At 69.3% G+C, this 23,084-nt stretch carries 19 protein-coding genes and 4 pseudogenes; 6 read left to right on the top strand and 17 right to left on the bottom strand.

From position 1 onward, the window contains the following. Positions 1 to 12: 12 nt before the first annotated feature. On the bottom strand, positions 13 to 651 hold the full coding sequence (locus RM704_RS35820) for a (2Fe-2S)-binding protein (protein ID WP_033525648.1): 639 nt from the start codon (positions 649 to 651) through the stop codon (positions 13 to 15). Between the two features lie 593 nt (positions 652 to 1,244). Between RM704_RS35820 and RM704_RS35815 the strand changes: the two genes are divergently transcribed. The 4 genes and pseudogenes from RM704_RS35815 (at position 1,245) to RM704_RS35800 (ending at position 3,854) form a co-directional block, all read left to right on the top strand. Then, positions 1,245 to 2,204 (top strand): Ppx/GppA phosphatase family protein, encoded by a 960-nt coding sequence (locus RM704_RS35815; RefSeq protein ID WP_033525649.1) that lies wholly within the window; start codon positions 1,245 to 1,247, stop codon positions 2,202 to 2,204. Then, positions 2,191 to 2,319, top strand: a pseudogene (locus tag RM704_RS35810) (four-helix bundle copper-binding protein); the annotation flags it as partial. The gene RM704_RS35815 and the pseudogene RM704_RS35810, both read left to right, overlap by 14 nt. 194 nt (positions 2,320 to 2,513) lie before the next feature. After that, a pseudogene (locus RM704_RS35805) lies at positions 2,514 to 3,061 on the top strand (leucine zipper domain-containing protein); the annotation flags it as partial. A 56-nt stretch (positions 3,062 to 3,117) separates the two neighbouring features. Continuing rightward, positions 3,118 to 3,854: pseudogene (locus tag RM704_RS35800) on the top strand (alpha/beta hydrolase). Between the two features lie 50 nt (positions 3,855 to 3,904). Here the strand turns inward: RM704_RS35800 and RM704_RS35795 are convergent. From RM704_RS35795 to RM704_RS35750, 10 genes and pseudogenes are all read right to left on the bottom strand, one after another. Continuing rightward, positions 3,905 to 4,780, bottom strand: a complete 876-nt coding sequence (locus RM704_RS35795) for a helix-turn-helix transcriptional regulator (RefSeq protein ID WP_033525651.1) — start codon at positions 4,778 to 4,780, stop codon at positions 3,905 to 3,907. 520 nt (positions 4,781 to 5,300) lie between these two features. Next, a complete protein-coding gene (locus RM704_RS45660) occupies positions 5,301 to 5,492 on the bottom strand; it encodes an alpha-galactosidase (protein ID WP_438828973.1) in 192 nt (63 codons plus the stop codon). Between the two features lie 73 nt (positions 5,493 to 5,565). Further along, a pseudogene (locus tag RM704_RS35785) lies at positions 5,566 to 5,985 on the bottom strand ((R)-mandelonitrile lyase); the annotation flags it as partial. Positions 5,986 to 6,062: 77 nt separating this feature from the next. Then, positions 6,063 to 6,830 (bottom strand): SDR family NAD(P)-dependent oxidoreductase, encoded by a 768-nt coding sequence (locus RM704_RS35780; protein WP_033525717.1) that lies wholly within the window; start codon positions 6,828 to 6,830, stop codon positions 6,063 to 6,065. 149 nt (positions 6,831 to 6,979) lie between these two features. Then, complete coding sequence (locus RM704_RS35775) at positions 6,980 to 7,159, bottom strand: SDR family oxidoreductase (RefSeq protein ID WP_311592079.1); 180 nt, start codon at positions 7,157 to 7,159, stop codon at positions 6,980 to 6,982. 148 nt (positions 7,160 to 7,307) lie between these two features. Next, positions 7,308 to 7,736, bottom strand: a complete 429-nt coding sequence (locus RM704_RS35770; protein WP_311592077.1) for an SDR family NAD(P)-dependent oxidoreductase — start codon at positions 7,734 to 7,736, stop codon at positions 7,308 to 7,310. A gap of 63 nt (positions 7,737 to 7,799) precedes the next feature. Then, positions 7,800 to 9,056 carry an MFS transporter gene (locus tag RM704_RS35765; RefSeq protein ID WP_033525652.1) on the bottom strand — a complete coding sequence of 419 codons (1,257 nt, stop codon included), beginning with the start codon at positions 9,054 to 9,056 and terminating at the stop codon, positions 7,800 to 7,802. A 198-nt stretch (positions 9,057 to 9,254) separates the two neighbouring features. After that, the gene (locus tag RM704_RS35760; protein WP_311592074.1) at positions 9,255 to 9,602 is read right to left on the bottom strand and encodes a cyclophilin-like fold protein; all 348 of its coding nucleotides are present in this window, start codon (positions 9,600 to 9,602) and stop codon (positions 9,255 to 9,257) included. Between the two features lie 209 nt (positions 9,603 to 9,811). Beyond that, complete coding sequence (locus tag RM704_RS35755; protein WP_033525654.1) at positions 9,812 to 10,477, bottom strand: SDR family NAD(P)-dependent oxidoreductase; 666 nt, start codon at positions 10,475 to 10,477, stop codon at positions 9,812 to 9,814. Positions 10,478 to 10,551: 74 nt separating this feature from the next. Further along, on the bottom strand, positions 10,552 to 11,568 hold the full coding sequence (locus RM704_RS35750) for a zinc-dependent alcohol dehydrogenase family protein (protein ID WP_033525655.1): 1,017 nt from the start codon (positions 11,566 to 11,568) through the stop codon (positions 10,552 to 10,554). Between the two features lie 173 nt (positions 11,569 to 11,741). Between RM704_RS35750 and RM704_RS35745 the strand changes: the two genes are divergently transcribed. Both RM704_RS35745 and RM704_RS35740 read left to right on the top strand, forming a co-directional pair. Beyond that, the gene (locus tag RM704_RS35745; protein WP_033525656.1) at positions 11,742 to 12,626 is read left to right on the top strand and encodes an MmyB family transcriptional regulator; all 885 of its coding nucleotides are present in this window, start codon (positions 11,742 to 11,744) and stop codon (positions 12,624 to 12,626) included. After that, a complete protein-coding gene (locus tag RM704_RS35740) occupies positions 12,623 to 13,492 on the top strand; it encodes a helix-turn-helix domain-containing protein (protein ID WP_033525657.1) in 870 nt (289 codons plus the stop codon). The genes RM704_RS35745 and RM704_RS35740 overlap by 4 nt, the downstream gene beginning before the upstream one ends. A gap of 1,284 nt (positions 13,493 to 14,776) precedes the next feature. On the opposite strand, the gene RM704_RS35735 is transcribed toward RM704_RS35740, so the two are convergent. The 6 genes from RM704_RS35735 to RM704_RS35710 form a co-directional block, all read right to left on the bottom strand. Beyond that, on the bottom strand, positions 14,777 to 15,916 hold the full coding sequence (locus RM704_RS35735; RefSeq protein ID WP_052145871.1) for an XdhC family protein: 1,140 nt from the start codon (positions 15,914 to 15,916) through the stop codon (positions 14,777 to 14,779). Between the two features lie 176 nt (positions 15,917 to 16,092). Then, positions 16,093 to 18,288, bottom strand: coding sequence for a xanthine dehydrogenase family protein molybdopterin-binding subunit (locus RM704_RS35730; protein WP_033525658.1), 2,196 nt, complete (start codon positions 18,286 to 18,288; stop codon positions 16,093 to 16,095). Then, on the bottom strand, positions 18,285 to 19,265 hold the full coding sequence (locus RM704_RS35725) for an FAD binding domain-containing protein (protein WP_033525659.1): 981 nt from the start codon (positions 19,263 to 19,265) through the stop codon (positions 18,285 to 18,287). Before RM704_RS35725 ends, RM704_RS35730 begins: the two co-directional genes overlap by 4 nt. 12 nt (positions 19,266 to 19,277) lie before the next feature. Continuing rightward, positions 19,278 to 19,925, bottom strand: a complete 648-nt coding sequence (locus RM704_RS35720) for a (2Fe-2S)-binding protein (RefSeq protein WP_033525660.1) — start codon at positions 19,923 to 19,925, stop codon at positions 19,278 to 19,280. 309 nt (positions 19,926 to 20,234) lie between these two features. Further along, positions 20,235 to 21,107 carry an aldo/keto reductase gene (locus RM704_RS35715; protein WP_033525661.1) on the bottom strand — a complete coding sequence of 291 codons (873 nt, stop codon included), beginning with the start codon at positions 21,105 to 21,107 and terminating at the stop codon, positions 20,235 to 20,237. Between the two features lie 317 nt (positions 21,108 to 21,424). Next, entirely contained in the window at positions 21,425 to 22,924 is a 1,500-nt protein-coding gene (locus RM704_RS35710) for a 3-hydroxyacyl-CoA dehydrogenase (RefSeq protein WP_033525662.1), read from the bottom strand. Between the last annotated feature and the right edge of the window lie 160 nt (positions 22,925 to 23,084).

Here is a 23,084-nt window from a genome sequence, read left to right as displayed (position 1 = left end):
GGCGGCCGCTCCTTACTTCCGGGCGGCGGTCTGCTCGACCGCGCGCACGATCTTGACGTAACAGCCACAGCGGCAGACGTTGCCGCTCATGTACTCCCGGATCTCCTCCGGCGAACTGGTGTGGCCCTCCTGGATGCATCCGACGCCGGACATGATCTGGCCAGGAGTGCAGTACCCGCATTGGAAGGCGTCCTCGTCGACGAAGGCCTGCTGCAGCGGGTGCAGCTCGTCACCCTTGGCCAGGCCCTCGATCGTGGTGACCTCGGCGCCTTCCAGCCGCACCGCCAGCGTCAGGCAGGAGTTGACCCGCTGCCCGTCGACCAGCACCGTGCACGCCCCGCAGGCCCCGGCGTTGCAGCCCTTCTTGGAGCCGGTCAGGTCAAGGTGCTCGCGCAGCAGGTCCAGCAGCGAGGTCCGGTTGTCCACCGTGACGGTCCGGCGGGTGCCGTTGACCGTCAGCGAGACACGGCTCGAGGGTGCCGCCCCCGTGGCGGTCGCTTCCTCGGCGCCGGCCAGGAACGTTCCGCCGGCCACCACGACACCGCCCACCGCGACACCGGTGGCGATGACGGTGCGCCGGCTGGGCCCCGAGGCGGACTCACCGGCTCCGGTAGGCGGAGGAACAGCAGAATCAGGGAGCTCAGAGGACATACCTTCGCCTTTGCGTCACGGACGGACCAGTCGTGTAAACCAGCGGGAGACCAGGCGCGAGACAGACGCCACCGCGGGACACTGGGTGACCGCTCGCCTCGACAGGGCGACGGATCACGCGGAGAGTTTTGCACCACAGGTGTCACCCATGGCAGGGAGACTTTTGTCCCCCCTTGCTTTTCCCCTTGACTTTTCCTTGGTTTTTTGGCCACAAGTAAGCGCCATGTAAAAGATGAAGGCCGTCGAAAAGGGGCGGCGAGCGCCGTTTTATGAATTCACCGCAGAGGGAACGACAGCGAGCCGCGAGAGAGCCCGTTTCGTGTGAGAAGGCGCGTACCGATCTCGCAGGGCGTTGGCTTCGGTCGGTTGCCATGACGTCACCTGAGGGCTTCACGCGCTGCGTTCCACCGCTGACGAAGTCCGGCGCCGCATATCTCCGCTCCAGCAACGTGGGTAGGGGCGGACGGTGCACGCGTGGTGACGATATGCTTACATGCTGGCCCGGAATCCCCGTCGTGCTGTCGTCGAGGGATGTCGAAGGAAGGGCGAAGAGCCGGACCGGTCGAGCGCGGGAGCCAGAGGGAGGCGATGGAATGCGGCAGGCAGGTGTGCTCGATGTCGGGTGCCACAGTGCTCTGCTGACGGTGGTGCGGCTGCGTCCGGGCACGGTGCTGGAGCCGGTGTTCTCCCGCAAGGTTCGGCTGAGACTGCACGAGACCCTCGACGGCCAGGGGCGTCTCGAGAAGGCAGGCATGAAGAGTGTCGAGCGGGCAGTGGCCGAGGCCGTCACCGCGGATCCGCGTCTGCGTGGACCGGAGGTGTTCGCGTTCGCGACCTCCGTCATCCGGGACGCGCCCAACCGCGACGAGGTCATCGCACGGGTGGCACGCACCACCGGCACCCGACTGCGCGTGCTTGCCGGTGAGGAGGAGGCGCGGCTGGCCTACGTGGCCGCCCGCCGGTGGGCCGGCCCCACGGCCGGGCAGTTGCTGGTCCTGGACATCGGCGGCGGCACCGTGGAGATCGCCTCCGGCACCGGAGACCAGCCCCGCATCGTCAACTCGCTGCCGCTGGGCGCCCGGAGAATCACCCGGGACTGGCTTCCCGGCGGCACCCTGCCTTCCCGACGCCGTCTCGCCGAGGTCCTGCAGCACCTCGGCGAGTCTCTGGAAGCCGTCCCCGGCCTGCCGCAGGCCCAGCCGGGAGGGCGGGTGCTGGCCTGCTCCAAGACCTTCGAACAACTCGCCCGGCTCGCTGCCGCCCAGAGCAGGACACCGCGCACAAAGCGGCGGCTGACGCTACCCCAACTGCGCACGGCCGTCTCCCTGCTGGCCGATGAGGCACCGTCCCGCCGAGCCAAGCTGCCGGGAATCTCCCGACACCGCGCCGAGCAGTCCCTGGCCGGAGCCCTGATCGCCCAGGCTCTCATGGAAGCCTGCGGGGCCAAGAGCGTCGAAATCTGCCCCTGGTCCACCCGAGAAGGGCTACTGCTCGAACACCTCGGCGTGGCTCCCACCCCAGTCCGCCACCCCCCGCCGCGCCCGCGCCTGTGACATGTGAGCCGAGGCGTGTATGTCCATGCCGGACCACCAGCAGATGATGCGCTGTGCCGAGGCGTGTCGCCGCTGCTCCGAGTTGTGCCGGACGATGGCGGGCGCGACCGCCTGACCTGCCGGGGACGACCTCGTCGGCTGAGCCCAGCGGACCGGCCTGCCGAGGACTTCCCAAGTTCGGCATCCACCTCCTGGACGCGTCGACCGCCAAGTGCCGGCGGGAGCCGGTAGAGACATCCGGTGTCAGCGTGTCGCGCGACAGTAACTTCCTTGTCCTGTATCGAACTTGACTCTTTCTCGCCTCTCCGAATACGCACCCGCGTCTTCACTCACCCTGGAGGTCTTGGTGGCCCACGCGATTGCCGGCTGACCTTTCACGGCAGATGCCTGCTGGTGTGCCGTGTCGTGCTCGACGGGCGTCCGGTCGCTCACGTCGCGAAGGAAATCGGCGTATCCGCCAGTGCGCGCACCGCTGGGTGAACCGCTACCGCGCCCAGGGCTGGTCCGGACTGCAGGACCGCAGCAGCAGCCCGCACCGCCGTCCCACCCGCACGCCCGAAGCCGTCGAACGCCGTGTGCTCAAGGCCCGCCGCACACTGCGACGAGGACCGGACGCCCTGGCCGGGCACACCGGCGTTCCCGCCCGGACGGTCAGCCGCATCCTCCGCCGCCACCAGATGCCACCACTGGCCGCCTGCGACCCGCTGACCGGCCAGGTCATCCGCGCCACCAGAGCCAGCGGCCGACGCTACGAACACGCCCGGCCCGGCGACATGATCCACCTGGACGTCAAGAAGCTCGGCAAGATCCCCGCCGGCGGCGGCCATCGCGCTCACGGCCGCGGTGAACGGCCCCGAACGCTCCGGGGCTCGGCTACGACGCACCGGAAGGCCGCCACGGTGACAAGCCAGGGTTGCTCTACATCCACGGCGGCGGGTTCGCGCTCGGAAGCCTCGACCTTCATGACGCGGATGCGAGCCGTAGCGCGGCCGGGATGGGCTCGGTGGTCGTGGCGGTGGAGTACCGGCTTGCTCCGGAGCACCCTTTTCCGGCCGAGCTGGAGGACTGCTACGCCGCCCTGACCTGGATCGCGGACCAAGTCACCGAGCTGGGAATCGATCGGGACCGACTGACGGTCGCGGGGGAGAGCACGGAGGCGGCCTGTCGGCCGCTGTCGCGCTGCTGACCCGTGACCGCAGGGGTCCGGCGCTGTGCTTCCAGTTCCTGGGCATCCCGGAACTGGACGACGACCGACTGCAGGCGCCTTCGATGCGTGCGTTCACCGATACGCCGGTGTGGCACCGGCCCAACGCAGAGCTCAGCTGGGACTACTGCCTCGGTGGTCAGGGGATCCGCGGTGGCGACGGTGTCTCCGCTTACGCGGGGCCGGCCCGCGCCGAGGATCTCGCCGGTCTGCCACCCGCGTATGTCACCGTCTGCGAATTCGATCCGCTGCGCGACGAAGGCCTGAGTTACGCCTGTCGGCTGATCCAGGCCGGTGTCCCGACCGAGCTGCACCACTTTCCCGGAACGTTTCACGGCTCTGGCATCCTGATCCAGGATGCCGAGGTGAGCCGACGGATTCTCGCGGACCAGTTCGATGCTCGCGGGCGCGAGCTCCGAGCAGGGCAGAAGCCGACGGGGTCGTGACGAGCACTGGCTGCTCCGCCCGTATCGAGCGCAAGCCAGGGGGCGGGATGTCAGCCGGTCGAGGGCGGTGCCAGCGGGACCGCGGCCCAGGACGACAGCAGGCGCAGTCCTTCCTCGGACGGTGAGCCCGGCTCGGCGGTATAGACGGTGAGGGCGAGGCCGGGTGCGGCGATCATCTCCAGGCCCTCCCAGGCGAGGGTGAGATCACCGACGACCGGGTGGTGGAACCGCTTCGCGCCGGTGCCATGCCGGCGGACGTTGTGGCCGGCCCAACGGCTGCCGAATGCCTCGCTGCGGGTGCACAGTTCGCCGACCAGGTCGTGAAAATCCCGGTTGTGGGGGTCACGACCGGCTTGGATGCGCAGGATGGCGACGGCCTGGTCGGCGAACTGCTCCCAGTCCGTGTAGAAGCTCTGCGCGGCGGGGTCGAGAAAGGCGTACCGGGCGAGGTTCGGTGGCCGCTGTCCAGCGGTGGGCAGGTCGCAGTAGAAGGCGCGGGCGAGCTGGTTCGTGGCGAGCAGGTCCATGCGGCCGTTGCAGACGAACGCCGGCCCCGCGGTGATGGCATCCAGGGTCCACTGCAGGCTCGGGTGCGCGGTCCACTGACGCTTGGTGCGGCGCCGGGGCCGTGCGAGGGCGTCTGAGCCATCGGCGGTCTGGGCCAGGTGGAGCAGGTGGGTGCGTTCGGCGTCATCGAGCTGGAGCGCGCGGGCGACGGCTTCGAGCACGCCCAGGGATACGCCGGCGAGGTTGCCGCGCTCCAGCTTGGCGTAGTACTCGACGCTGACGTCGGCGAGCGCAGCTACCTCGCTGCGGCGCAGCCCGGGGACGCGGCCCTTGCTGCTGACAGGCAGCCCTGCCTGCTGGGGCGTGATCTTGGCTCGCCGCGAGACCAGAAACTCGCGGACTTCCTCCCGGTGGTTCACGCTTTGACGCTACCTCCCGCTTCGCGCAGTTGAGGTGTACCGCTGGTACACCCCTCATCAGGCACCCCCTGCGGGAGCGGAGAGCGGGTTAGCTGGATGGCGTGGCACTCCCTCGCCGACTGCGGTTGACGCTGCGAGGGCGGCCCCACGCCGGGCGAGAGCCCGGGCCTGCGCCCGCAGTTGATCACTGCGTCGACACCGCGGGCACCGCTCATAAGGAAAGTGTCAATGCCGGTCTCTTATGAGAACAGGTTCGGAATCACCATTGCGGGCGGACCTCTACCTGCCCAAGGACTTCGACGAGTCCCAGGAGCACAGGGCAGTCGTCATCGGCGCACCTTACGGTGGTGTTCGGGTCGAGGCCGGGCAGTCGTAGCGCGCCGGGGTGGGAGATGACGCCGTGTGCCCACAGGGCCCGGGTCGGGGTGGTCGACGCGGCCGGTGTGCAGTGGCCCTCGGAGCTGCTTGTGGAGGGCGACCCAGCGGCTGAGTTCGGCTCGTTCGCTCTCGCTCGCGCGGGTCAGGTCCATTCGATGCCGAGGTGGCCGAAGAGCGCGGTGCCGGCGCGGAAGGTGAGGTCGTGGGTGCGGCTGGTGGTGTGGGAGCCGACGAGTTCGGGCGGCAGGGGCAGTTGGGTCCAGCGGTTGATGGACTGGCGTTCCAGGGCGTCGTTGCAGTCGCTGGCCCGGACGCGGTCGGTGCGTTCGAGGATGGCGAGGTCGACGAGTCCGCCGCCGCTGGAGCAGGATTCGGTCTCCAGGCCGGCAGGGATCGTCCTCGATGTGTCAGGGGGTGGTGCGCGGCAGGTCGCGGGTGCGGGGGCTGTTGTACTGGTCGTCGGTGACCGGCACGGCCCAGGTGGTTTCTGTGCTGCCGTCGCCGGTGCCCTCCCACAGGGCGAGGTGCTCCATGAATCGGTCGGGTGTGGCGCCGTGCCAGTGTTCCTCTTCCGGCGGGCAGGTGACCGTCTCGCTCGGATGGTCCTCGCAGATCGTGCCCCCCCGGGTGCCGATCAAGGCGACGCCGGAGACGACGTACAGGGCCTGGCCCAGCACGTAGGAGTGCCAGTTGGTGCGCGCGCCCGGCGAGAAGCGGGCCCTGTTGACGCGCATCCGGGGCGGCTCCTGGCCTGCGTGGATGACGTCCCACCACACGTCACCGGTGAACCAGTCCGCAGGGGCCTTGCTGCTGGGATGCTGCTTGAGGAACCTCGTGCTGCCTCACGCAACCTCGCGTACGAGCGGGGTTTGGGGTGCCAGCCCGATGTCGTCGTGGTTCGTCCCTATCGGGCGACGTAGCCGCCGTCGACGGGGAGGGCGACGCCGACGACGAAGCCGGCTCCGGGGCTGCACAGCCAGAGGACCGCTTGGGCGATCTCCTCAGCGGTGCCGAGCCGGTTGATGGGCTGATTGGCCTCGGCTTCGGCGAGGTCGAGTTCCCCCTTGGCGATCATGGCGCTGACCATGGGCGTGTTGATGGTGCCGGGGCAGATGGCGTTGATGCGGATGCCGCGCGGGGCGTATTCGAGGGCCGCGCTGGTCGTGAGGCCGATCACGCCGTGCTTGGAGGCGTGGTAGGAGGCGCGGCCGGGGAGGCCGACGAGGCCACCGAGGGAGGAGCAGTTGACGATGACTCCGCTGCCCTGGGCCCGCATGTGCCGCAGCTCGTGCTTCATGCAGGCCCATACTCCGCGGAGGTTGATGGCGTTGACGCGGTCGAAGCGTTCGGCGGGTTCGTCGGCGGCGTCGCTGGGCGGGATCTGAATGCCCGCGTTGTTGTAGGCCATGTCGAGGCGACCGAAGGTCTCCACGGTGCGGTCGACCGCGGCGGCGACCTGGTCCTCGTCGCTGACGTCGCAGGTGAGGGCGAGGACTTGGTGGCCCGCGTCGGTGAGGTCTTTCGCGGCCGCGTTGAGGGCGGCTTCGTCGATGTCGGTGAGGGCGACGGCGGCCCCGGATTCGGCGAAAGCGCGGGCGGTTGCCAGCCCCATGCCGGAGCCGGCTCCGGTGACGAGGGCGACCTGGCCGGTGAAGTCGTAGGTGGGGTTCATGTCGTGCTCTCCCATCGTGAGTTGTTCGGTGGTCGGGTCTCGTCCATGGGGTCTGTGGAGAGGAGCGCGGATTTGCTCTGTGCTTGGGCCTGCCTCGGCGGCCGTATGGGGGAGGAACCGCGGTCAGTGAGGGGACGGCACCCCCGCCTTCAGACGGTTTGGCCGCCGTCTTCGACCAAGGCGTGGCCGATGGCGAAGGAGGCGGCGTCCGAGCAGAGCCGGAGCACCGCGGCGGCGATCTCCTCCGGTGTGCCCAGGCGTCCGATCGGCTCATCCGCGATGAGGGCCTCGCGTCCCCCCGGGGTGCTCTCGGCGAAGCGTTCGATCATTGCGGTGTCGATGATGCCGGGGCGGATGGCGTTGATGCGGATGCCCGAGGCCGCGTAGTCCCAGGGTTGCCGACCGGGTCAGGCCCATCACGCCGTGCTTGGCTGCGGTGTAGGCGGCCGAGCACTTGAAGTCCTTGACCCCGGCGCCCTAGGAAGCGTGGACGATGGCGCCGGCCTGCTGCATTTGCATCAGGAGGATCTCGTGCCTCATACAGAGGAACGTGCCGGTGAGACTGACGCCGAGGACGCGGTCCCATTCGTCCTTGGTGACGTCGACGGCGGGTTTCACCAGTTGCTCGATCCCAGCGTTGTTGAAGGCGGCGTCGAGGCGGCCGAAGGACCGTACGGCGTCGTTCAGGGTGGACTTCACCTGGTCCTCGTCGGTGAGGTCGCAGGTCAGGGCCAGGCCCTCTCCGCCCTCTTCCTTGATGAGCCGTGCGGCCTCCTTGAGTCCTTCTGATGACAGGGCGGCGAGTGCGACGCGGGCGCCCGCGAGGGCGGTAGCGAGGCCGATACCGGATGCGGCTCCGGTCACGAAGGCCACCTTGCCGGTGTAGGCATGGTCGTTGGCGCTCATGTTGGATCCTCTCGTTCGGTGCGGCGGGGACACGGCGTCGGCTTGTGGCGGAGCCGGCCGGACTCAGTGATGCGACCGTGTCCGTGCGAGTTGGTCACTTGGCGAGTGGGCGGGAGCGGTGCGCTGGGCCACGATGCGGCTCTTGCCGGAGGTGCCGCGGACGGCGAGGGCGATGAGCGGAATCAGGGTGAGGGTGGCGATGACGGTGCCGACCAGGGGCGGGCCGGTCAGGCCGAGGGAGGAGTCCAGGGCGGTACCAGCGATGAAGGAGCCACCGGCCACGCCGATGTTGAAGGCGGAGGTGGTCAGCGCGGACGTGAGGGTCGGGGCATCACCGGCGAACCGCATGGCGAGCGCCGTGACGACAGGGTTCACCGCGAAACCGGTCAGGCCCATGAGGAAGACGAGGACGGTGGCCGTGACCGCGTTCGTGGACAGCGGGATCATCAGCACCAGGACGAGCGCGGTGGCCGCAGCTGCGGTGAGGGTGGTGCCCATCGGACGGCGCTCACCCAGACGGCCACCGGTGGTCGTGCCCCCCAGCGCGCCCACGCCGAAGGCGATGAGGACGAACGGGACGGCGCCCGCCGGGATTCCGGCGCGGTCGGTCAGCAGCGGGGTGACGTAACTGTAGGTCGCCAGGACACCACCCATGATGAACACGGCGGCGCTCAGCGCCAGCCACAGCCGGCCCTGGCGCAGAGCGCCGAACTCGGCGCGCAGGGAGACGGTCGCGCGCTGTTCCTGGGCGGGGATGAAGCGGCTGATGAAGACGGCGGCGAGCGCGGAGAGGAGTGCCAGGGCCCAGAACGGGCCGCGCCAGCCGACGAACTGGCCGGCGAAGGACCCGATGGGCACGCCGACGACGTTGGCCAGGGTCAGCCCGCCGATCATGACGCCGGTCGCGCGGGTGGCCCTCTGCGGGCCTGCTGCTGCGGTGGCGACGACGAAACCGACGGCCCAGAACGCTCCGGTGGCCAGCGCAGTGACGACGCGGGCGGCGAGAGCGATGGTGAAGGAGGTGCTGAGGGCCGCCACTACATGACCGAGGCTGAAGACGGACAGGGCCAGGATCAGCGTCTGGCGCTGGGGCAGGCGCAGGGTGGCCAGGGCCATGGTCGGTGCACCGATGATCATGCCGACGGCGAAGGCGGTGATGAGCAGCCCGGCCTGGGAGGTGCTCACACCGAGGCCGGCGGACAGTTCGGGCAGCAGTCCGGCGATGACGAACTCGGTGGTGCCCATCAGGAACGTACCTGCGGCCAGCACCCAGACGACAACGGGGAGCTTGCCGGGGATGGTCCCGGATGTGGAAGGCATACGGGTGGTCTCTCCTTGAGTGGAATGACGGAATAAGGGCAGGCCACGTGGGGGGTGGGGTGGCCGTCGGGGGAGAGCGCCGACCACCTCTTTCACGGTTGCACGGCCGAACGGGAACGAAATGGGGAGGATCTTCTCCCCTTCAGCGGCGCTGACGTCTGCGGCACCGGCTGAATGCTTGCGGCGGCTGCCGGAAGGTCAGGGGGCGGCCTCGATGGTGATGCGGTCGGCCGTGCCGAGCTGTTCGGCGTCTGCGTCGACGTGGCCGAGGATGAGTAGGTCGGCGGAGGCGGAGTCGCCGTCGCGGTAGTAGAGAGCCAAGTTGCCCCAGGGTGCGTAGTAGGCCAGGTCGCCGACCCGGGGCACGGCTGGGTCCGGGGCGCCGGAGGTGGTGAGCCTGCGTGGCAGGTCCGCGATCCGCTCCGTCTGGTGGAAGTCCTTCAGATCCAGGGTGAGCGGGAGGAGGTCGGCGAAGTCGCGGGCGGCAGGACTGTCGTTCAGGGTGGCATCGACGGGTCGGCCGTCGATGGTGACCTGGATGGCCATGGCGGTGTTCCTGTCGGCTGATGCACTGGGTGCGGCGGATGTCGATGTCTGCTGCCGCCCCGAGGACGCCGGGGAGGAGGAACCGGAGGGCGGTGTGGCCTCCGATGAGTCGTTGGTGCAGGCGGTCACGGCCAGTAGGAGAGCGGCTGCCGGGACGGCGCGGACCAGGGCGCGGTGGGCGGCGGAGTGAATGGGAGTGCTCCGGGGTCTCAGTCGGGAAGGGGCTCGGAGTAGTGGCGGAAGCCGTCGCGCCCGGTATGCATGTCGTACAGGCGCTGGGCCAGGGCGTCGGGGCTGCTGTGTTCGGCGTCCGGCCGGATGGCTCCCGGGACGATCAGCTGCGCGGCGTGGATGTTCTCGGGGGCCAGGGTGTCGTGGAGCATGCGGGCGTACGCGCTCTCGGCGGCGAAGGCGATGGAGGTGCCGGCGACGTTCGGGTTGGGGCGTACGGCGCTGGAGCCGTTGACGAACAGGAGGGTGCCGCGGCCGAGTTCGCGCATGCCGGGCAGAACGGCGTTCACCGCGGTGGTGGGTCCCTTGACGGAGAAGGCGAGGGGTGCGTCGAGGTCGTCGGCGCCGGTGTCGAGGACCGGCCTCATGAAGTCGGCACGGGGGACGGGGCTGTACTGGAGGATCTCGACGGGCCCCAGCGTGGCTCCGGCCGCGTACAGGGCCGCGGTCAGGGACTCGATGTCGAGGACGTCGGCGGCGAAGCCGCCGGCCTCGATGCCGTCGCGGGCCAGTTCAGCCGTGAGACCGTTCAGGTTCTCGATGCTGCGGGAGATGAGGGCGACGGAGTGGCCTGCGGCTGCGAAGCGGCGGGCGGAGGCGAGCCCGAGTCCGGGGCCGGCGCCGATCAGGGCGAAAGTGGTCACGGTACGTCCCTTTCCAGGAGGTGCCGTCCGGGGCTGGGCAGAGGGCGCCCGACCCCGCGATGGACGGTTTACGGTCAGGGCTTCAGGAGGGCCTTGATGGCGCGGCGCTCGTCCATCGCTTTGTAGCCCTCGGCGACCTGGCTCAGCGGCAAAGTGAGGTCGAAGACCTTGCCCGGGTTGATCTGGCCGGTCAGAACGCGGTTGATGAGGTCGGGCAGGTAGCGGCGCACGGGGGCGGGGCCGCCGCGCAGGCCGACCTGGGAGAAGAACAACTCCTGGCCTTCGATCGAAACCTCGTGCGGGACACCGACGAAGCCCACGTTGCCGCCGGGCCGGGCGGAGTGCAGGGCTTGCCGCATGGACTCGGCCGTGCCGACGCACTCCAGGACCGAGTCAGCGCCGATTCCGCCGGTCAGGTCCTTGACGCGGGCGATGCCTTCGTCGCCGCGCTCGCTGATGATGTCGGTGGCACCGAACTCCAGGGCCAGCTTCTGCCGGGACTCGTGGCGGCTCATGGCGATGATCCGCTCGGCGCCCAGTTCCCTGGCGGCGATGACTCCGCACAGGCCGACCGCGCCGTCACCCACGACGACAGCGGTGGATCCGGGCTCGACCTCGGCGGCGAGGGCGGCGTACCAGCCGGTGCCCATGACGTCGGAGACGGCGAGCAGGCTGGGTACCAGATCGCCGGACGGATGCTCGTCGGTGGCGACCAGGGTGCCCTGGGCGTTGGGGATGCGGACGTAGTCGGCCTGGCAGGTGCCCATGAACTCCCGGTTGAGGCAGCTGGACTGCCAGCCGTTACGGCAGTTCGCACAGGTGTTGTCCGAGGTGGCGAAGGAGCCGACCACGAACTGCCCCGGCTTGACGTCGGTGACCTCGCTGCCCACCTCCTCGACGATGCCGACGTACTCGTGCCCCATCGGATGGGGCTCGTCCACCGGCTCCGCGCCGCGGTAGGGCCACAGGTCCGAGCCGCACACGCACGTGGCGACCGTGCGGATGATCGCGTCGGTCGGGTGGATGATCGTCGGGTCGTCCAGGGTCTCGAAGCGCACGTCGCCGGGGGCGTGAATGACTGCTCCGCGCATGATGGGATGTTTCCTTCGGTACGAGGATCTGGAACCGCAACCGGGAATCTGGAACGGCTGCTCGAAATCGAGCCTTACACGCGAGGGCGGGCGCGAAAAGCGGAGGAATCTATCCCGGGAGGGGAACATCCAGGGAGGAAATTCTCCCCCCTTCCCCGGGTGCGATCGATGTAATGCTGGGAAGCATGACCAGTAACGTCCCCTTGAACGAACTGGGAGAATTCCTCAAGAAGCGCCGCTCACAGCTAAGCCCGCGCACGGTCGGGCTGCCCTCGACCAGCCGGCCTCGCCGGGTGGACGGGCTGCGCCGCGAGGAGGTCGCCCGGCTCGCCTCCATCAGTACCGATTACTACACCCGGCTGGAGCAGGGTCGCATGCAGGCGTCCGCTCCTGTGCTGGACACGCTTGCCCGGGTGCTCCATCTCGATGATGACGAGCGGGGCTATCTGTTCCAGCTCGCGGGCAAGACCACCACCCGCGCGCGGCGCCGCGGCGTGCAGAAGGTCCAGCCACAGCTGCAGAGGATGCTGCAGGACTTCACCTCCGTCCCGGCCATCGTGCAGGGGCGGCGCGGGGACATCCTGGCGTGGAACGCGCTGGCGGCCGCGCTGGTCACAGACTTCTCCCGTATCCCGGAGAAGCACCGCAACTACCCCCGGCTCCTGTTCGTCGATCAGGCGATGCGAGACCTCTACGCCGACTGGGAGGGTTCGGCGCGGATCGCCGTGGCGCAGCTGCGGATGGAGGCGGCGAAGTATCCCGAGGACCCCCGTCTCATCGAGCTGGTCGGTGAACTGTCCATGCGTGACCAGCAGTTCGCTCAGTGGTGGGGCGATCACCGTGTCGCCGCCCGCACCGTGGGCACGAAGACCCTCAACCATCCGGTCATGGGCGAGGTCACCCTCGACTGCGACACCCTCACCGCTAACACCGACCCCGACCAGTACATGACGGTCTGGACGGCTGCCCCGGCAACCCCCGCGCACGACAGGCTGCGCATCCTCGCCTCCTGGGCCGCCGACCAGAACCTGCCGGCCTCCTCAGGATGGGAAGCATGACCAGCAACGTTCCTCTCAATGAGCTCGGTGAGTTCCTCAAGAAGCGCCGTTCCGAGCTGAGCCCGCGTACGGTCGGGCTGCCGGAGACCGGCGGGCCGCGCCGGGTGGAGGGGCTGCGCCGGGAGGAGGTCGCCCAGCTCGCCTCGATCAGCACGGACTACTACACGCGGCTGGAGCAGGGGCGTATGCAGGCGTCCGCTCCCGTGCTGGACACCCTCGCCCGCGTCCTTCATCTTGATGATGACGAGCGGGGCTATCTGTTCCAGCTCGCGGGCAAGACCACCACCCGCGCGCGGCGCCGCGGCGTGCAGAAGGTCCAGCCACAGCTGCAACGCGTGCTGGACGACCTCACCGCCACCCCGGCCATCGTGCAGGGGCGGCGCGGGGACATCCTGGCGTGGAACGCGCTGGCGGCCGCGCTGGTCACAGACTTCTCCCGTATCCCGGAGAAGCACCGCAACTACCCCCGGCTCATCTTCATCGATCCTGCGATGCGCGGCCTGTATGCCGACTGGGAGGGTTCGGCGCGGATCGCCGTGGCGCAGCTGCGGATGGAGTCGGCACAGTATCCCGAGGATCCCCGTCTGATCGAGCTGGTCGGTGAACTGTCCACGCGGGACAAGCAGTTCGCGAAGTGGTGGGGAGATCAACGTGTCGCTGCCCGCACTGTGGGCACCAAGACCCTCAACCATCCGGTCGTCGGCGAACTCGTTCTGGACTGGGACACCCTCACCGCCAACACCGACCCCGACCAGCACCTGACCGTCTGGACCGCCGCCCCCGGTTCTCCCACCCACGAGCGGCTGCGCATTCTCGCCTCCTGGGCCGCCGACCAGAACATGTCGCCCTCTTCGTCCCTCCGCTGAACGATGCCTACGGCAGCCGGGGAGCTACTCGCTCGGAGAGCACGGACCTTTCTTCGGCACCCCTTGTTGGGCCCGGGAGCGTGACCTGCTGTTCGTCCGTGGACGAGCATGGTGTCAGTGGATGTTCGGAGCGCTCTCGCTCGCTCGACCGACCGGTCTGCGGCTTTACCTCGCTGAGGCGGGCGCGCTTCGGAGCGGGTGGCGCGCATCAGCGCGAGCGCGGTCAGCGGTAGGAGGGAGAGGGCGGCCGCCACTGTGCCGACCCGCGGGGGTCCGGCCCAGCGGTGAGGTCAGGGCGATGCCTGCCGTCCAGGAGCCGACGGCGATGCCCACGTGGGGCGCAGCGCCGCTGAGGCCGGATGCGAGGGTGGGCGCGGAACCGGCGAAGCGCAGGGCCAGCGCGCCGAGCGCCGGGTTCGCGGCGAAGCCGGTCACTCCCATGAGCGTCACCAGGACAACGGTCGTCACGGGGCTGGTGGAGAGAACGGACAACAACAGCAGGATCAGCGTGGTCGTGACGGCGGCCGTGATGAGCGTGGCAAGGGGGGCGACGGTCGCTCATGCGCCCGCCGACCATGGTGCCCAGCAGGGCGCCCAGGCCGTAGCTGGTCAGGACCATGGGCACGGCCTGAGCGGGGATAGCGGCCCGTTCCGAGGAGGGGCGAGATGTAGCTGTACGTCGCCAGGACACCGCCCATCAGCAGTTTCATGGCACTCAGCGTCAGCCAGACCCGAACATCACGCAGCGCGGCGAACTCGGCCCGCACGGAAAGCGCTTCGTGTCGCTCGTCGGCAGGGATGAACCGGCCGATGACCGCCGCCGCACCGGCCGACAGCGCGGCCGGCACCCAGAACGGCCCGCGCCAGCCCGACAGCTGCCCCCAGCCACGCGCCCAGGGGAACGCCGGCCACGGTGGCCACGGTCAGACCTCCCAGGAGCATGCTCAGGGCCCGTGACGTCGCCGCCGGCCCTGCCGCGGTCGTGGCCACGATCGCGCCGACGCACCAGAAGGTCCCCCTAGCCAAGGCCGTCACGACGCGGGTCGCGAGCACGAGAGCGAAGGACGACCTGAGCGCGGCGACCAGGTGGCCGAGGGCGAAGACGACGAGCGCGAGGACCGGCGTGAAGCGTCGGGGCAGGTGCAGTGTCGCGATAGCCATAGCGGGCGCCCTAGGCGGACAGCACCAGGACGACGAAGGGCAGGGTGTGGGGCCGGTCGTCGTTCGGGGGTGACATTCGGTGACATTACGACGTGCGTCCCCGGGGTCGTGCCCTGCGAGACCTCAGCCGACCGCGACCGGACTCCCGTGATGGAGCGGCCGGTGGATCGGACCGGTGGCCTGCGCCAGGGGCAGGCCCGTGCCCTGGCCGGCTTGGGCGATGATCTCCGCGACGATCGAGATCGCCGTCTCCTCGGGAGTGCGGGCACCGAGATCGAGGCCGATCGGTGAGCGCAGCTGGGCGAGCTGTTCCTCGGTCACGCCGGCCTCGCGCAGGAGGCGCAGGCGTTCGTCGTGGGTGCGTCGGGAGCCCATGGCGCCGATGTAGCCGACTGGCAGGTCGAGGGCCAGACGCAGCAGGGGGACGTCGAACTTGGCATCGTGGGTGAGAACGCAGATCGCGGTGCGTGCGTCTACTTCGGTGCGTGCCAGGTAGCGGTGGGGCCAGTCGACCACGACCTCGTCGGCGTACGGAAAGCGGGCGGCGGTGGCGAAGACGGGGCGGGCGTCGCACACGGTGACCCGGTAGCCCAAGAAGGCCCCGGCCTGGCTGAGGGCGGCGGCGAAGTCCACAGTGCCGAAGATCAGCAGGCGCGGGCGGGAGGTGTTGACATGGACGAGGACGGTCAGTGGTTCGGGGCAGCCGTCCCCGTTGCCGCCGACCGTGGCACGGCCTGTGCGTCCGGCTCGAAGCAGGGCCCTGGCTTCTTCTGCCACCAGTCGGTCCGCCGGCCCGTCATCCAGGGTGCCATAGGTGACGCTGCCGCCGACGAGGACGCTCAAGGTCGAGCCGAGCAGGTTGGGAGGTCCGTCCACGATCTGCGCCACGGCGGCGGGGCGGCCCCGGACGACGTCGGCGAGTGCCGCGCCGATGTGTTGCTGGGCCGAAGGATCGATGCGTTGGACGAGGACGTCGAGTTCGCCGCCGCAGGTGAGGCCGACGGCGAAGGCGTCGTCGTCGGAGTAGCCGAACCAGGCGCGCTGGGGGGCGCCCCGGTCGCGGAGCACCTGTCGGCACAGTTCGTAGACCGCACCCTCGACGCAGCCGCCGGAGATGCTGCCGACGGCGTTGCCGTCCTCGTCCACCGCGACCGACGTACCGACGGGCAGGGGGGCGCTGCCGGTGACGTCGACGACGGTGGCGAGGGCGAATGGGCGGTTCTCGCGACACCAGTGGTGCAGTGTGTCCGCGATGTTCAGCATGAACGGGTCCTTCGTGGAGGGGGTGGCATGGGCGGGCCGCCGCCGCGCCGCCGGGGAGTGTGACTCCACGCGGCGGCGGCCCGGGGAGGTCCGGCAGCCGGACGGGGGAGTGGCTGCCGGACGAGGGAGGGGTGCCCGGGGCCGCCGATCGCTCCGCAGCGGCCCGGGCACTCGTATCAGAGCAATGCTTCGGCGGTGATGGGAAGTTCGCGAATCCGGCGCCCGGTGGCGTTGAAGACCGCGTTGCCGATCGCTGCCGCCACGCCCACCTGGACGACCTCGCCGAGGCCCTTGACGCCGAGCGCGTTGCCGTCGTTGTCCTCGCCGTCCAGGTAGATCGCCCTGACCTCGGGGACGTCGGCGTTGACGGGGACGAGGTAGTCGGCCAGGTTGGCGTTGACGATCCGGCCGTCGCGGTGGTCGGTGACCGTGTGCTCCAGCAGCGCCGCGCCGATGCCGCCCACGATGCCGCCGAACGCCTGGCTCTCGGCGAGCTTGGGACTGATGATCCGGCCCGCGTCGTACACCCCGAGCATCCGCCGCACCCGTACCAGGCCCAGGGTGGCGTCCACGGCGACCTCGGCGAAGGTGGCGTTGTAGGCATGGTAGGACCGCCGCGCAGGACTCGGCGGCCCGGTGTAGGAGCCGCTCGCTTCCAGATGAGAGCGGTCGTTGCGGGCCAGCAGACTCCGGTACGTCTCGCCGCGAGCCTGATTGCCCCGGACGTGCAGTCGGCCGCCGCGCACCACGACATCGCTGGAGTCCACCCCGTACAGCGGTGATTCTCTGTCCTCGACGGCCAGCTTGATCGCCTGATTGCGGACCTTGTCGCAGGCGTCGACGACGGCGGTGCCGACGCTGGCCATGGTGGCCGAGCCGCCGTGGGGACCGGTCGGCGGATACAGGGAGTCGCCGAGCCGGAAGGTGACGGTGCGCATGGTCAGCCCCAGCGCGTCGGCGGCGACCTGGGTCTGGGAGGTGTAGGTGCCCGGCCCCATGTCACTGGTTGCCGACTCGACCACGGCGGTGCCGTCGGCATCGAGGCGGGCCCGGGCCTCCGCGGGGAAACGCCCGGGGTCGTAGACGCCGGCGGCCATGCCCAGGCCGATCAGCCAGTCGCCCTCGCGCCTCGAACGCGGCCGGGCGGAGCGGCGGCTCCAGCCGAACTCCCGGGCGCCGACGGTGTAGCACTCACGCAGCCGTCGGGTGGAGAACGGCAGGTTGTTCGACTCGTCCTCGCTGGGTTCGTTGCGCCGCCGCAGCTCGATCGGGTCGATGCCCAGTTCGTGGGCGAGTTCGTCCATGGCCGACTCGATGGCGAACGACGCGGTGGCGAGACCGGGGCCGCGCATCCAGATCGGGGTGTTGACGTCCAGGGGAACCTGCCGGTACGCCTGGCTGACGTTGGGCATGCTGTACATCATCTGCCCCGCCGCCATGACGGCCTCGGTGAACGTCTCGTACGACGACGTCTCGGCATCGATGTCGTGGATCGCGGCGGTCAGCCGGCCGCGCCGGTCGCTGCCGAGGCGCAGCCGGTACTCGTACATCGGCCGGAAGCCGGTGCCGAAGTACATCTGCCGACGGCTCAGCACCAGCTTCACCGGACGTTTCGTCACCCGGGCGGCCAGGGCGGCGACGACCGTGTGAGGCCAGCAGCGCAGCCCGCTGCCGAAGCCGCCACCGACGAACGGGTTGATGACCCGCACCGACTCTGCGGGCAGGTCGAACACGGCGGCGAGTTCGTCGTGCGTACCGACGACCCATTGCGTCTTGTCCCACACGGTGAGCTTGTTGCCGTCCCAGCGGGCGATGGTGGCGTGGGGCTCCATCGGGTTGTGGTGATTGCGCGCCAGCTGGTACGTCAGGTCCAGCCGGACGGGAGCGTTGCGCAGTCCGGCTTCCGCGTCGCCGCGCGCGTAGTTCGTCGGCCTGTCCGGCTCGGCCTCGTGCAGGTCGGTGGAGGACTGTTCGGCGTCGTACTCGACCTTCACCAGGCTCGCGCCGTGCTGGGCGGCTTCCAGGGTGGTGGCCACCACGACGGCGACTGGCTGGCCGTGGAAGAGGACCCGGTCGTCCTGGAACACCCGCAACCTGCGCCCAGGGGGGTTGTTGGACCCGGCATTGTCGCGGTACGCCAACCTCGGCGCGTTGCCGTGGTGGATAACCCGCAGCACACCCTGGTGCTTCTCGGCGGCACCGATGTCGATGGACCTGATCCGTCCACGTCCGATGCTCGCGTCCACGACGACCGCGTGTACGGCCCCGTCGACGTCGTACTCGGCGGCGTACTGCGCCTTGCCCGTGACCTTCAGCCGGCCGTCCACCCTCGACAGCGGCGCACCCACGGCGGCCTGCGGCTGGGGACTCACTTCGTACCTCCTACGATGCGCAGCTGGCGTTCCACGGTCCGGTGGAGCAGCTCGACCTTGAACCGGTTGTGCGTGAGCGGCCGGGCCCCGTCCGACGCCTTCTGGGCTGCGGCTGCCCACAGAGCCTCGGAGGGGCGCTCTCCGACGAGGTGTTTCTCGACCGTGGGCAGCTTCCAGGGCACCGTGCCCACCCCACCGGCGGCCACCTTCGCTTCCCGGATCACCCCGCCGCGTACATGCAGCGCGACGGCAGCCGACGTCAGGGCGAACTCGTAGGACTGGCGGTCACGGACCTTCAGGTAACCGGATTTCAGCGGGCGAGGGAGGGCCGGGATCTCCACTCCGGTGATCAACTCGCCCCTTCGCAGTGCCTGTTCACGGTGTGGGGTGTTGCCGGGCTTGAGGATGAAGTCGTTGAAGGGGACTTGGCGCTCCCCGCCCGGGCCCAGCAGGCGCACGGTTGCCTCCAGTGCCGCGAACGCCACGGCGACGTCGGAGGGGTGGGTGGCCACGCAGGCGTCGGAGGTACCCAGGATCGCGTGGGTACGGTTGACGCCCTTCAGCGCGGCGCAGCCGGAACCGGGATCGCGCCGGTTGCAGTCGGCGGTCACGTCACGGAAGTACGTGCAGCGGGTGCGTTGCATGATGTTGCCGCCGATGGTGGCCATGTTCCGCAGCTGGGCCGACGCGCTCAGCTCCAACGCCTCGGAGACGACCGGGAACAGGGTGCGCACCTTACGGTGGGCGGCGGCGTCGGACATGGTCACCAGCGCGCCGATACGCAGGCCCCCGCGCTCGGTGACGGTGACCTCGTTCAGCGGCAGACCGGAGATGTCGACCAGACTCTCCGGCTGCTCGACGGTCTCCCGCATCAGGTCGACCAGGGTGGTCCCGCCGGCGATGTAACGCCCGCCACGGCGACCGGCGTCGAGAGCTTCCCGTGTGTCGGAGACGCGGGTGTAGGAGAAGGGATGCATGACGGCCGTCCTCTACTTCCGGCCCGCGGTCTGCTCGACCGCGCGCACGATCTTCACGTAACAGCCGCAGCGGCAGATGTTGCCGCTCATCCATTCCCGGATCTCCTCCGACGAGCCGGTGTGCCCCTCCTCGATGCAACCGACACCCGACATGATCTGGCCCGGCGTGCAGTAACCGCACTGGAAGGCGTCCTGCTCGATGAACGCCTTCTGCAACGGGTGGAGTTGCTCGCCGTCGGCCAGCCCCTCGATGGTCGTGACCTCGGCGCCCTCAAGCCGAACGGCCAGCGTCAGACAGGAGTTGACCCGACGCCCGTCGACCAGCACCGTGCACGCACCACAGGCGCCCGCGTTGCAGCCCTTCTTCGAACCGGTCAGATCGAAGTGTTCACGCAACAGATCCAGCAAGGACGTGCGGTTGTCGACCGTCACGGTCCGGCGCTTGCCGTTGACCGTCAGGGAGACCCGGCTCGAGGGCGACGTCCCTGCGGCGTTCGCCTCCTGCGAATCGACAAGGATCGTTCCGCCGATCACACCGCCCGCGACGACGGCACCACCGACCGCAGTGGTGGCGATGAAGGTGCGCCGACTGGGGGCCGGAGAGGACTCGTCGACTCCTGTGGGGGGTGGAGCGGCAGACTCGGGGAGTTCAGTGGACATGGGGGGACGCCTTCGCATAGCGGACAGATCATGCCGTACTCAGCGGCACGGCAGGAGGCGGGACCTCGGCGCAGCAGAACCTGGACAACCGTGCGGATCACAGCCGCGGTCCGGTCACGTCGGCAGTCTGGCATCACCAGTGACACCCGTGGCAGGGAGACTTTTCTCCCCCTTTGTTTTTTTCACAGGAGTGAGAGGTGGTGGAGTGAGCTGCGGCAGCAGCTCACAGGCGTCAAGGCAGCGGACGTCCTACGGCACGGGTCCACACCGAAGGACGCGCTGCCGCGGTTCTCCTGGGCGCCCTGCGGATCAGACTGCGTCGGTGAGGGAGCTGAACTCGTCGTCGGTGAGCTGTACCAGCGCGGCGGCGGTGTTCTCCTCCAGATGCGCGACCTTGGAGGTGCCGGGGATCGGAAGCATCACCGGGGAGCGGCGCAGCAGCCAGGCGAGGGCGAGCTGCGAGGGGCTCGCGCCATGATGTTTGGACGCGGAGTCCAGCGGGCCGCCCGGGCGGGCGAGTTCGCCGGTGGCGATCGGGAACCAGGGGATGAACGCGATGTTCTCGGCCTCGGCGTAGTTCAGCACGTCCTCGGCCGAGCGGTTCGCGAGGTTGTAGAGGTTCTGCACGGAGACGATCTCGGCTTGCGTGCGGGCCTCCTTCAGCTGCTCGACCGTCACCTCTGACACGCCGAGGTGCCTCAGCTTGCCCTCCTGTTGCAACAGAGCCAGCTCACCGAGCTGATCGGCCAGCGGAACCTTGGGGTCGATGCGATGCAGCTGATACAGATCGATGCGCTCGAGTCCGAGATGGTTCAAGCTCAGCTCCACCTGCCGACGCAGGTACTCGGGTCGGCCGTTGGGACGCCAGTCGCCCGGACCCGGGCGGGTGAGGCCCCCCTTGGTGGCGATGACCAGGTCATCGGCGTAGGGATGCAGAGCCCTGCGGATCAGCTGCTCGTTGACGAACGGGCCGTATGCGTCCGCCGTGTCGATGAAGTTGACACCCAGTTCCACGGCACGGCGCAGGACCCGGACGGCCTCGTCGGGGTCGCGCGGCTCGCCCCAGACACCCGGACCCGTCAGCTGCATGGCGCCGTAACCGAGACGGTTCACGGTCAGGTTGCCACCCAGATCGAAGGTGCCTGAGGCGACGGCAGGGAGGTCGGTTGGCTGCGTGTTCATAACAGCGTCCTTGGAAGAGAGGTCGAAGGCCAAAGTCGGCGGGGCGGGGAGCCGTTGCAGGTGGAGGGGGTGCCTCGCTCAGCCCGGTCTCTGCCCGGCCACCTGCCGGAAGACGAGGCAACACCGTGCAGTGGTGTTCACCACCGACGGCCTCGTCGAGCTTCCACCATCGCATCGCATGGCAAAAGGGGAAGCAACCCTCCCCCCATAGGTGCGTTTGCGCGTCGTGGATGCCTCGCGCGCAGAAGCTCGGGCTCCAGCGGGTAGGCGTGGGGCCCTCGGGGCGTGTCTGAAGAACCGGCAGCCCCTGACCGTCGTCACCTTCGGTTGACGGCCGACGTGTCGAGGGCCGCGGAGCGCAGGGCGTGGCTGGCACGGTACCGGGGATCGCGGTACGACGACCACAACGCGTCGAGCAGTTCCAGCACTCCACGCGTCGACCATCGGGCGCTCCAAGCGAACGGGCCCATGGGGTAGTTGGTGCCCAGGCGCATAGCGGTGTCGATGTCGTCGGGGGTCGCGACCCCGTGGTAGACCGCCTCCCACGCCTCGTTCGCGATCATTGACAGAACTCGGGCCACGACGAGCCCCGGTACGTCGGCTACGGGGAAGGCGCGGATACGAGCGCGATCCAACAGGGCGACGACGGTGGCGGTGAGTGTGGTGTCGGTGGACGCGAGGGCGACGGCGCTCGCCGTCGCGGGGTCGAGGCAACGGTCGAGGATGAGCACCGGCTCGCCCCGTCGGCTCGACTCCTCGCGTGCGCTGCGGCCGCCGGTGACCATGACCGCACCCATTCCGACGAACTCGACGCGAGGGGTGTCGTTCTCTGCCCGGTCGAACTCCGTGCCGCTACGGGTGAGGAGAGTCTCCAACTGCTCGTCCGAGCCGTGCAGCACCACACGGGTGGCGCGTGCCGCCGCTTCGGTAGGCACCTTTGCGGCGCGGGGGAGTGGGCGCTCGGAGCCCTCGCCGTACTCGTAGTAGCCGCGACCGGTCTTGCGGCCGAGCCGTCCTGCGGCGATGAGCTCGCTCTGGATGAGAGAGGGGGCGAACCGCGGGTCGTAGTGGTAGGACGTCCAGACGGTCTGCGTCACAGCGAAGTTGACGTCGTTGCCGATCAGGTCCATCAGTTCGAACGGCCCCATGCGGAATCCACCGGCCGACCGCATGAGTTCGTCGATCGTCTCCGCGGTGGCGGCACGTTCCTCGACGAGCCTGAGGGACTCCCCGTAGAAGGCCCGGGCGACCCGGTTGACGATGAAACCGGGGGCCGACCGCACGTGGGCGACCGACTTGCCCCAGCGCACGGCCAGGTCGGCGATGGTGTCGACGATCTCGTCGGAAGTCTGCAAGCCCCGGACGACCTCGACGAGCTTCATGACGGGGACGGGGTTGAAGAAGTGCATGCCGACCACGCGTGAGGGATCTGGCGTGCCGGCGGCGATGGCGGTGATCGAGAGCGACGAAGTGTTCGTTGCGAGGATGCACGTCGGTCCGAAGTGTTCCGCGGCACGTCGCAGAATCTCCTGCTTGACGTCGAGGCGCTCAAGGATGGCTTCGACGACGATCGTCCGTGTGTCAGGCGGCGCCTGGGTGACGTCGGTGAGAGTGAGCAGTCGGGACTCGACCAGGGCCGGTGCCGTTGGGTCCTTCCGGCCGAGGCGGGCAGCGATCTCGGATCTGGCCGAGTCCAGCTGCCCCTTGTCCGGGTCGACCAGATGTACCGGGTGACCTGAGGCGAGGGCTACCTGTGCGATACCCCGGCCCATCGTGCCCGCTCCGATCACGCAGATGGGGGTCAGTGGCTGTGACATCAGCGTCTCCTCGACGTCATCGGTGATCGTCCTCTGCGGACGTACTCCAAGATCCTTGACAAGCCTCCTAGACACAGTATCGTAATGTCAAACTTTTTCACCTGTATAAGAAACAGGTCAGACTGTGAGGTACGGGCTTGCGCAGCCGAGGCCCGAACGG

The organism is Streptomyces gottesmaniae, from assembly GCF_031845845.1.
In the GTDB taxonomy this organism is placed as follows: domain Bacteria; phylum Actinomycetota; class Actinomycetes; order Streptomycetales; family Streptomycetaceae; genus Streptomyces; species Streptomyces akebiae.
Note: the sequence above shows the minus strand (reverse complement) of the source record. Positions and strands in the feature narration are given on the sequence as shown.

Bases quoted from the DNA above. Each gene is read 5' to 3' on its own strand.
- RM704_RS35820 (WP_033525648.1), bottom strand. From the start codon at position 651: ATGTCCTCTGAGCTCCCTGATTCTGCTGTTCCTCCGCCTACCGGAGCC.
- RM704_RS35815 (WP_033525649.1), top strand. From the start codon at position 1,245: ATGCGGCAGGCAGGTGTGCTCGATGTCGGGTGCCACAGTGCTCTGCTG.
- RM704_RS35780 (WP_033525717.1), bottom strand. From the start codon at position 6,830: ATGAACCCCACCTACGACTTCACCGGCCAGGTCGCCCTCGTCACCGGA.
- RM704_RS35775 (WP_311592079.1), bottom strand. From the start codon at position 7,159: ATGATCGAACGCTTCGCCGAGAGCACCCCGGGGGGACGCGAGGCCCTC.
- RM704_RS35770 (WP_311592077.1), bottom strand. From the start codon at position 7,736: ATGAGCGCCAACGACCATGCCTACACCGGCAAGGTGGCCTTCGTGACC.
- RM704_RS35765 (WP_033525652.1), bottom strand. From the start codon at position 9,056: ATGCCTTCCACATCCGGGACCATCCCCGGCAAGCTCCCCGTTGTCGTC.
- RM704_RS35760 (WP_311592074.1), bottom strand. From the start codon at position 9,602: ATGGCCATCCAGGTCACCATCGACGGCCGACCCGTCGATGCCACCCTG.
- RM704_RS35750 (WP_033525655.1), bottom strand. From the start codon at position 11,568: ATGCGCGGAGCAGTCATTCACGCCCCCGGCGACGTGCGCTTCGAGACC.
- RM704_RS35745 (WP_033525656.1), top strand. From the start codon at position 11,742: ATGCTGGGAAGCATGACCAGTAACGTCCCCTTGAACGAACTGGGAGAA.
- RM704_RS35740 (WP_033525657.1), top strand. From the start codon at position 12,623: ATGACCAGCAACGTTCCTCTCAATGAGCTCGGTGAGTTCCTCAAGAAG.
- RM704_RS35735 (WP_052145871.1), bottom strand. From the start codon at position 15,916: ATGCTGAACATCGCGGACACACTGCACCACTGGTGTCGCGAGAACCGC.
- RM704_RS35725 (WP_033525659.1), bottom strand. From the start codon at position 19,265: ATGCATCCCTTCTCCTACACCCGCGTCTCCGACACACGGGAAGCTCTC.
- RM704_RS35720 (WP_033525660.1), bottom strand. From the start codon at position 19,925: ATGTCCACTGAACTCCCCGAGTCTGCCGCTCCACCCCCCACAGGAGTC.
- RM704_RS35715 (WP_033525661.1), bottom strand. From the start codon at position 21,107: ATGAACACGCAGCCAACCGACCTCCCTGCCGTCGCCTCAGGCACCTTC.
- RM704_RS35710 (WP_033525662.1), bottom strand. From the start codon at position 22,924: ATGTCACAGCCACTGACCCCCATCTGCGTGATCGGAGCGGGCACGATG.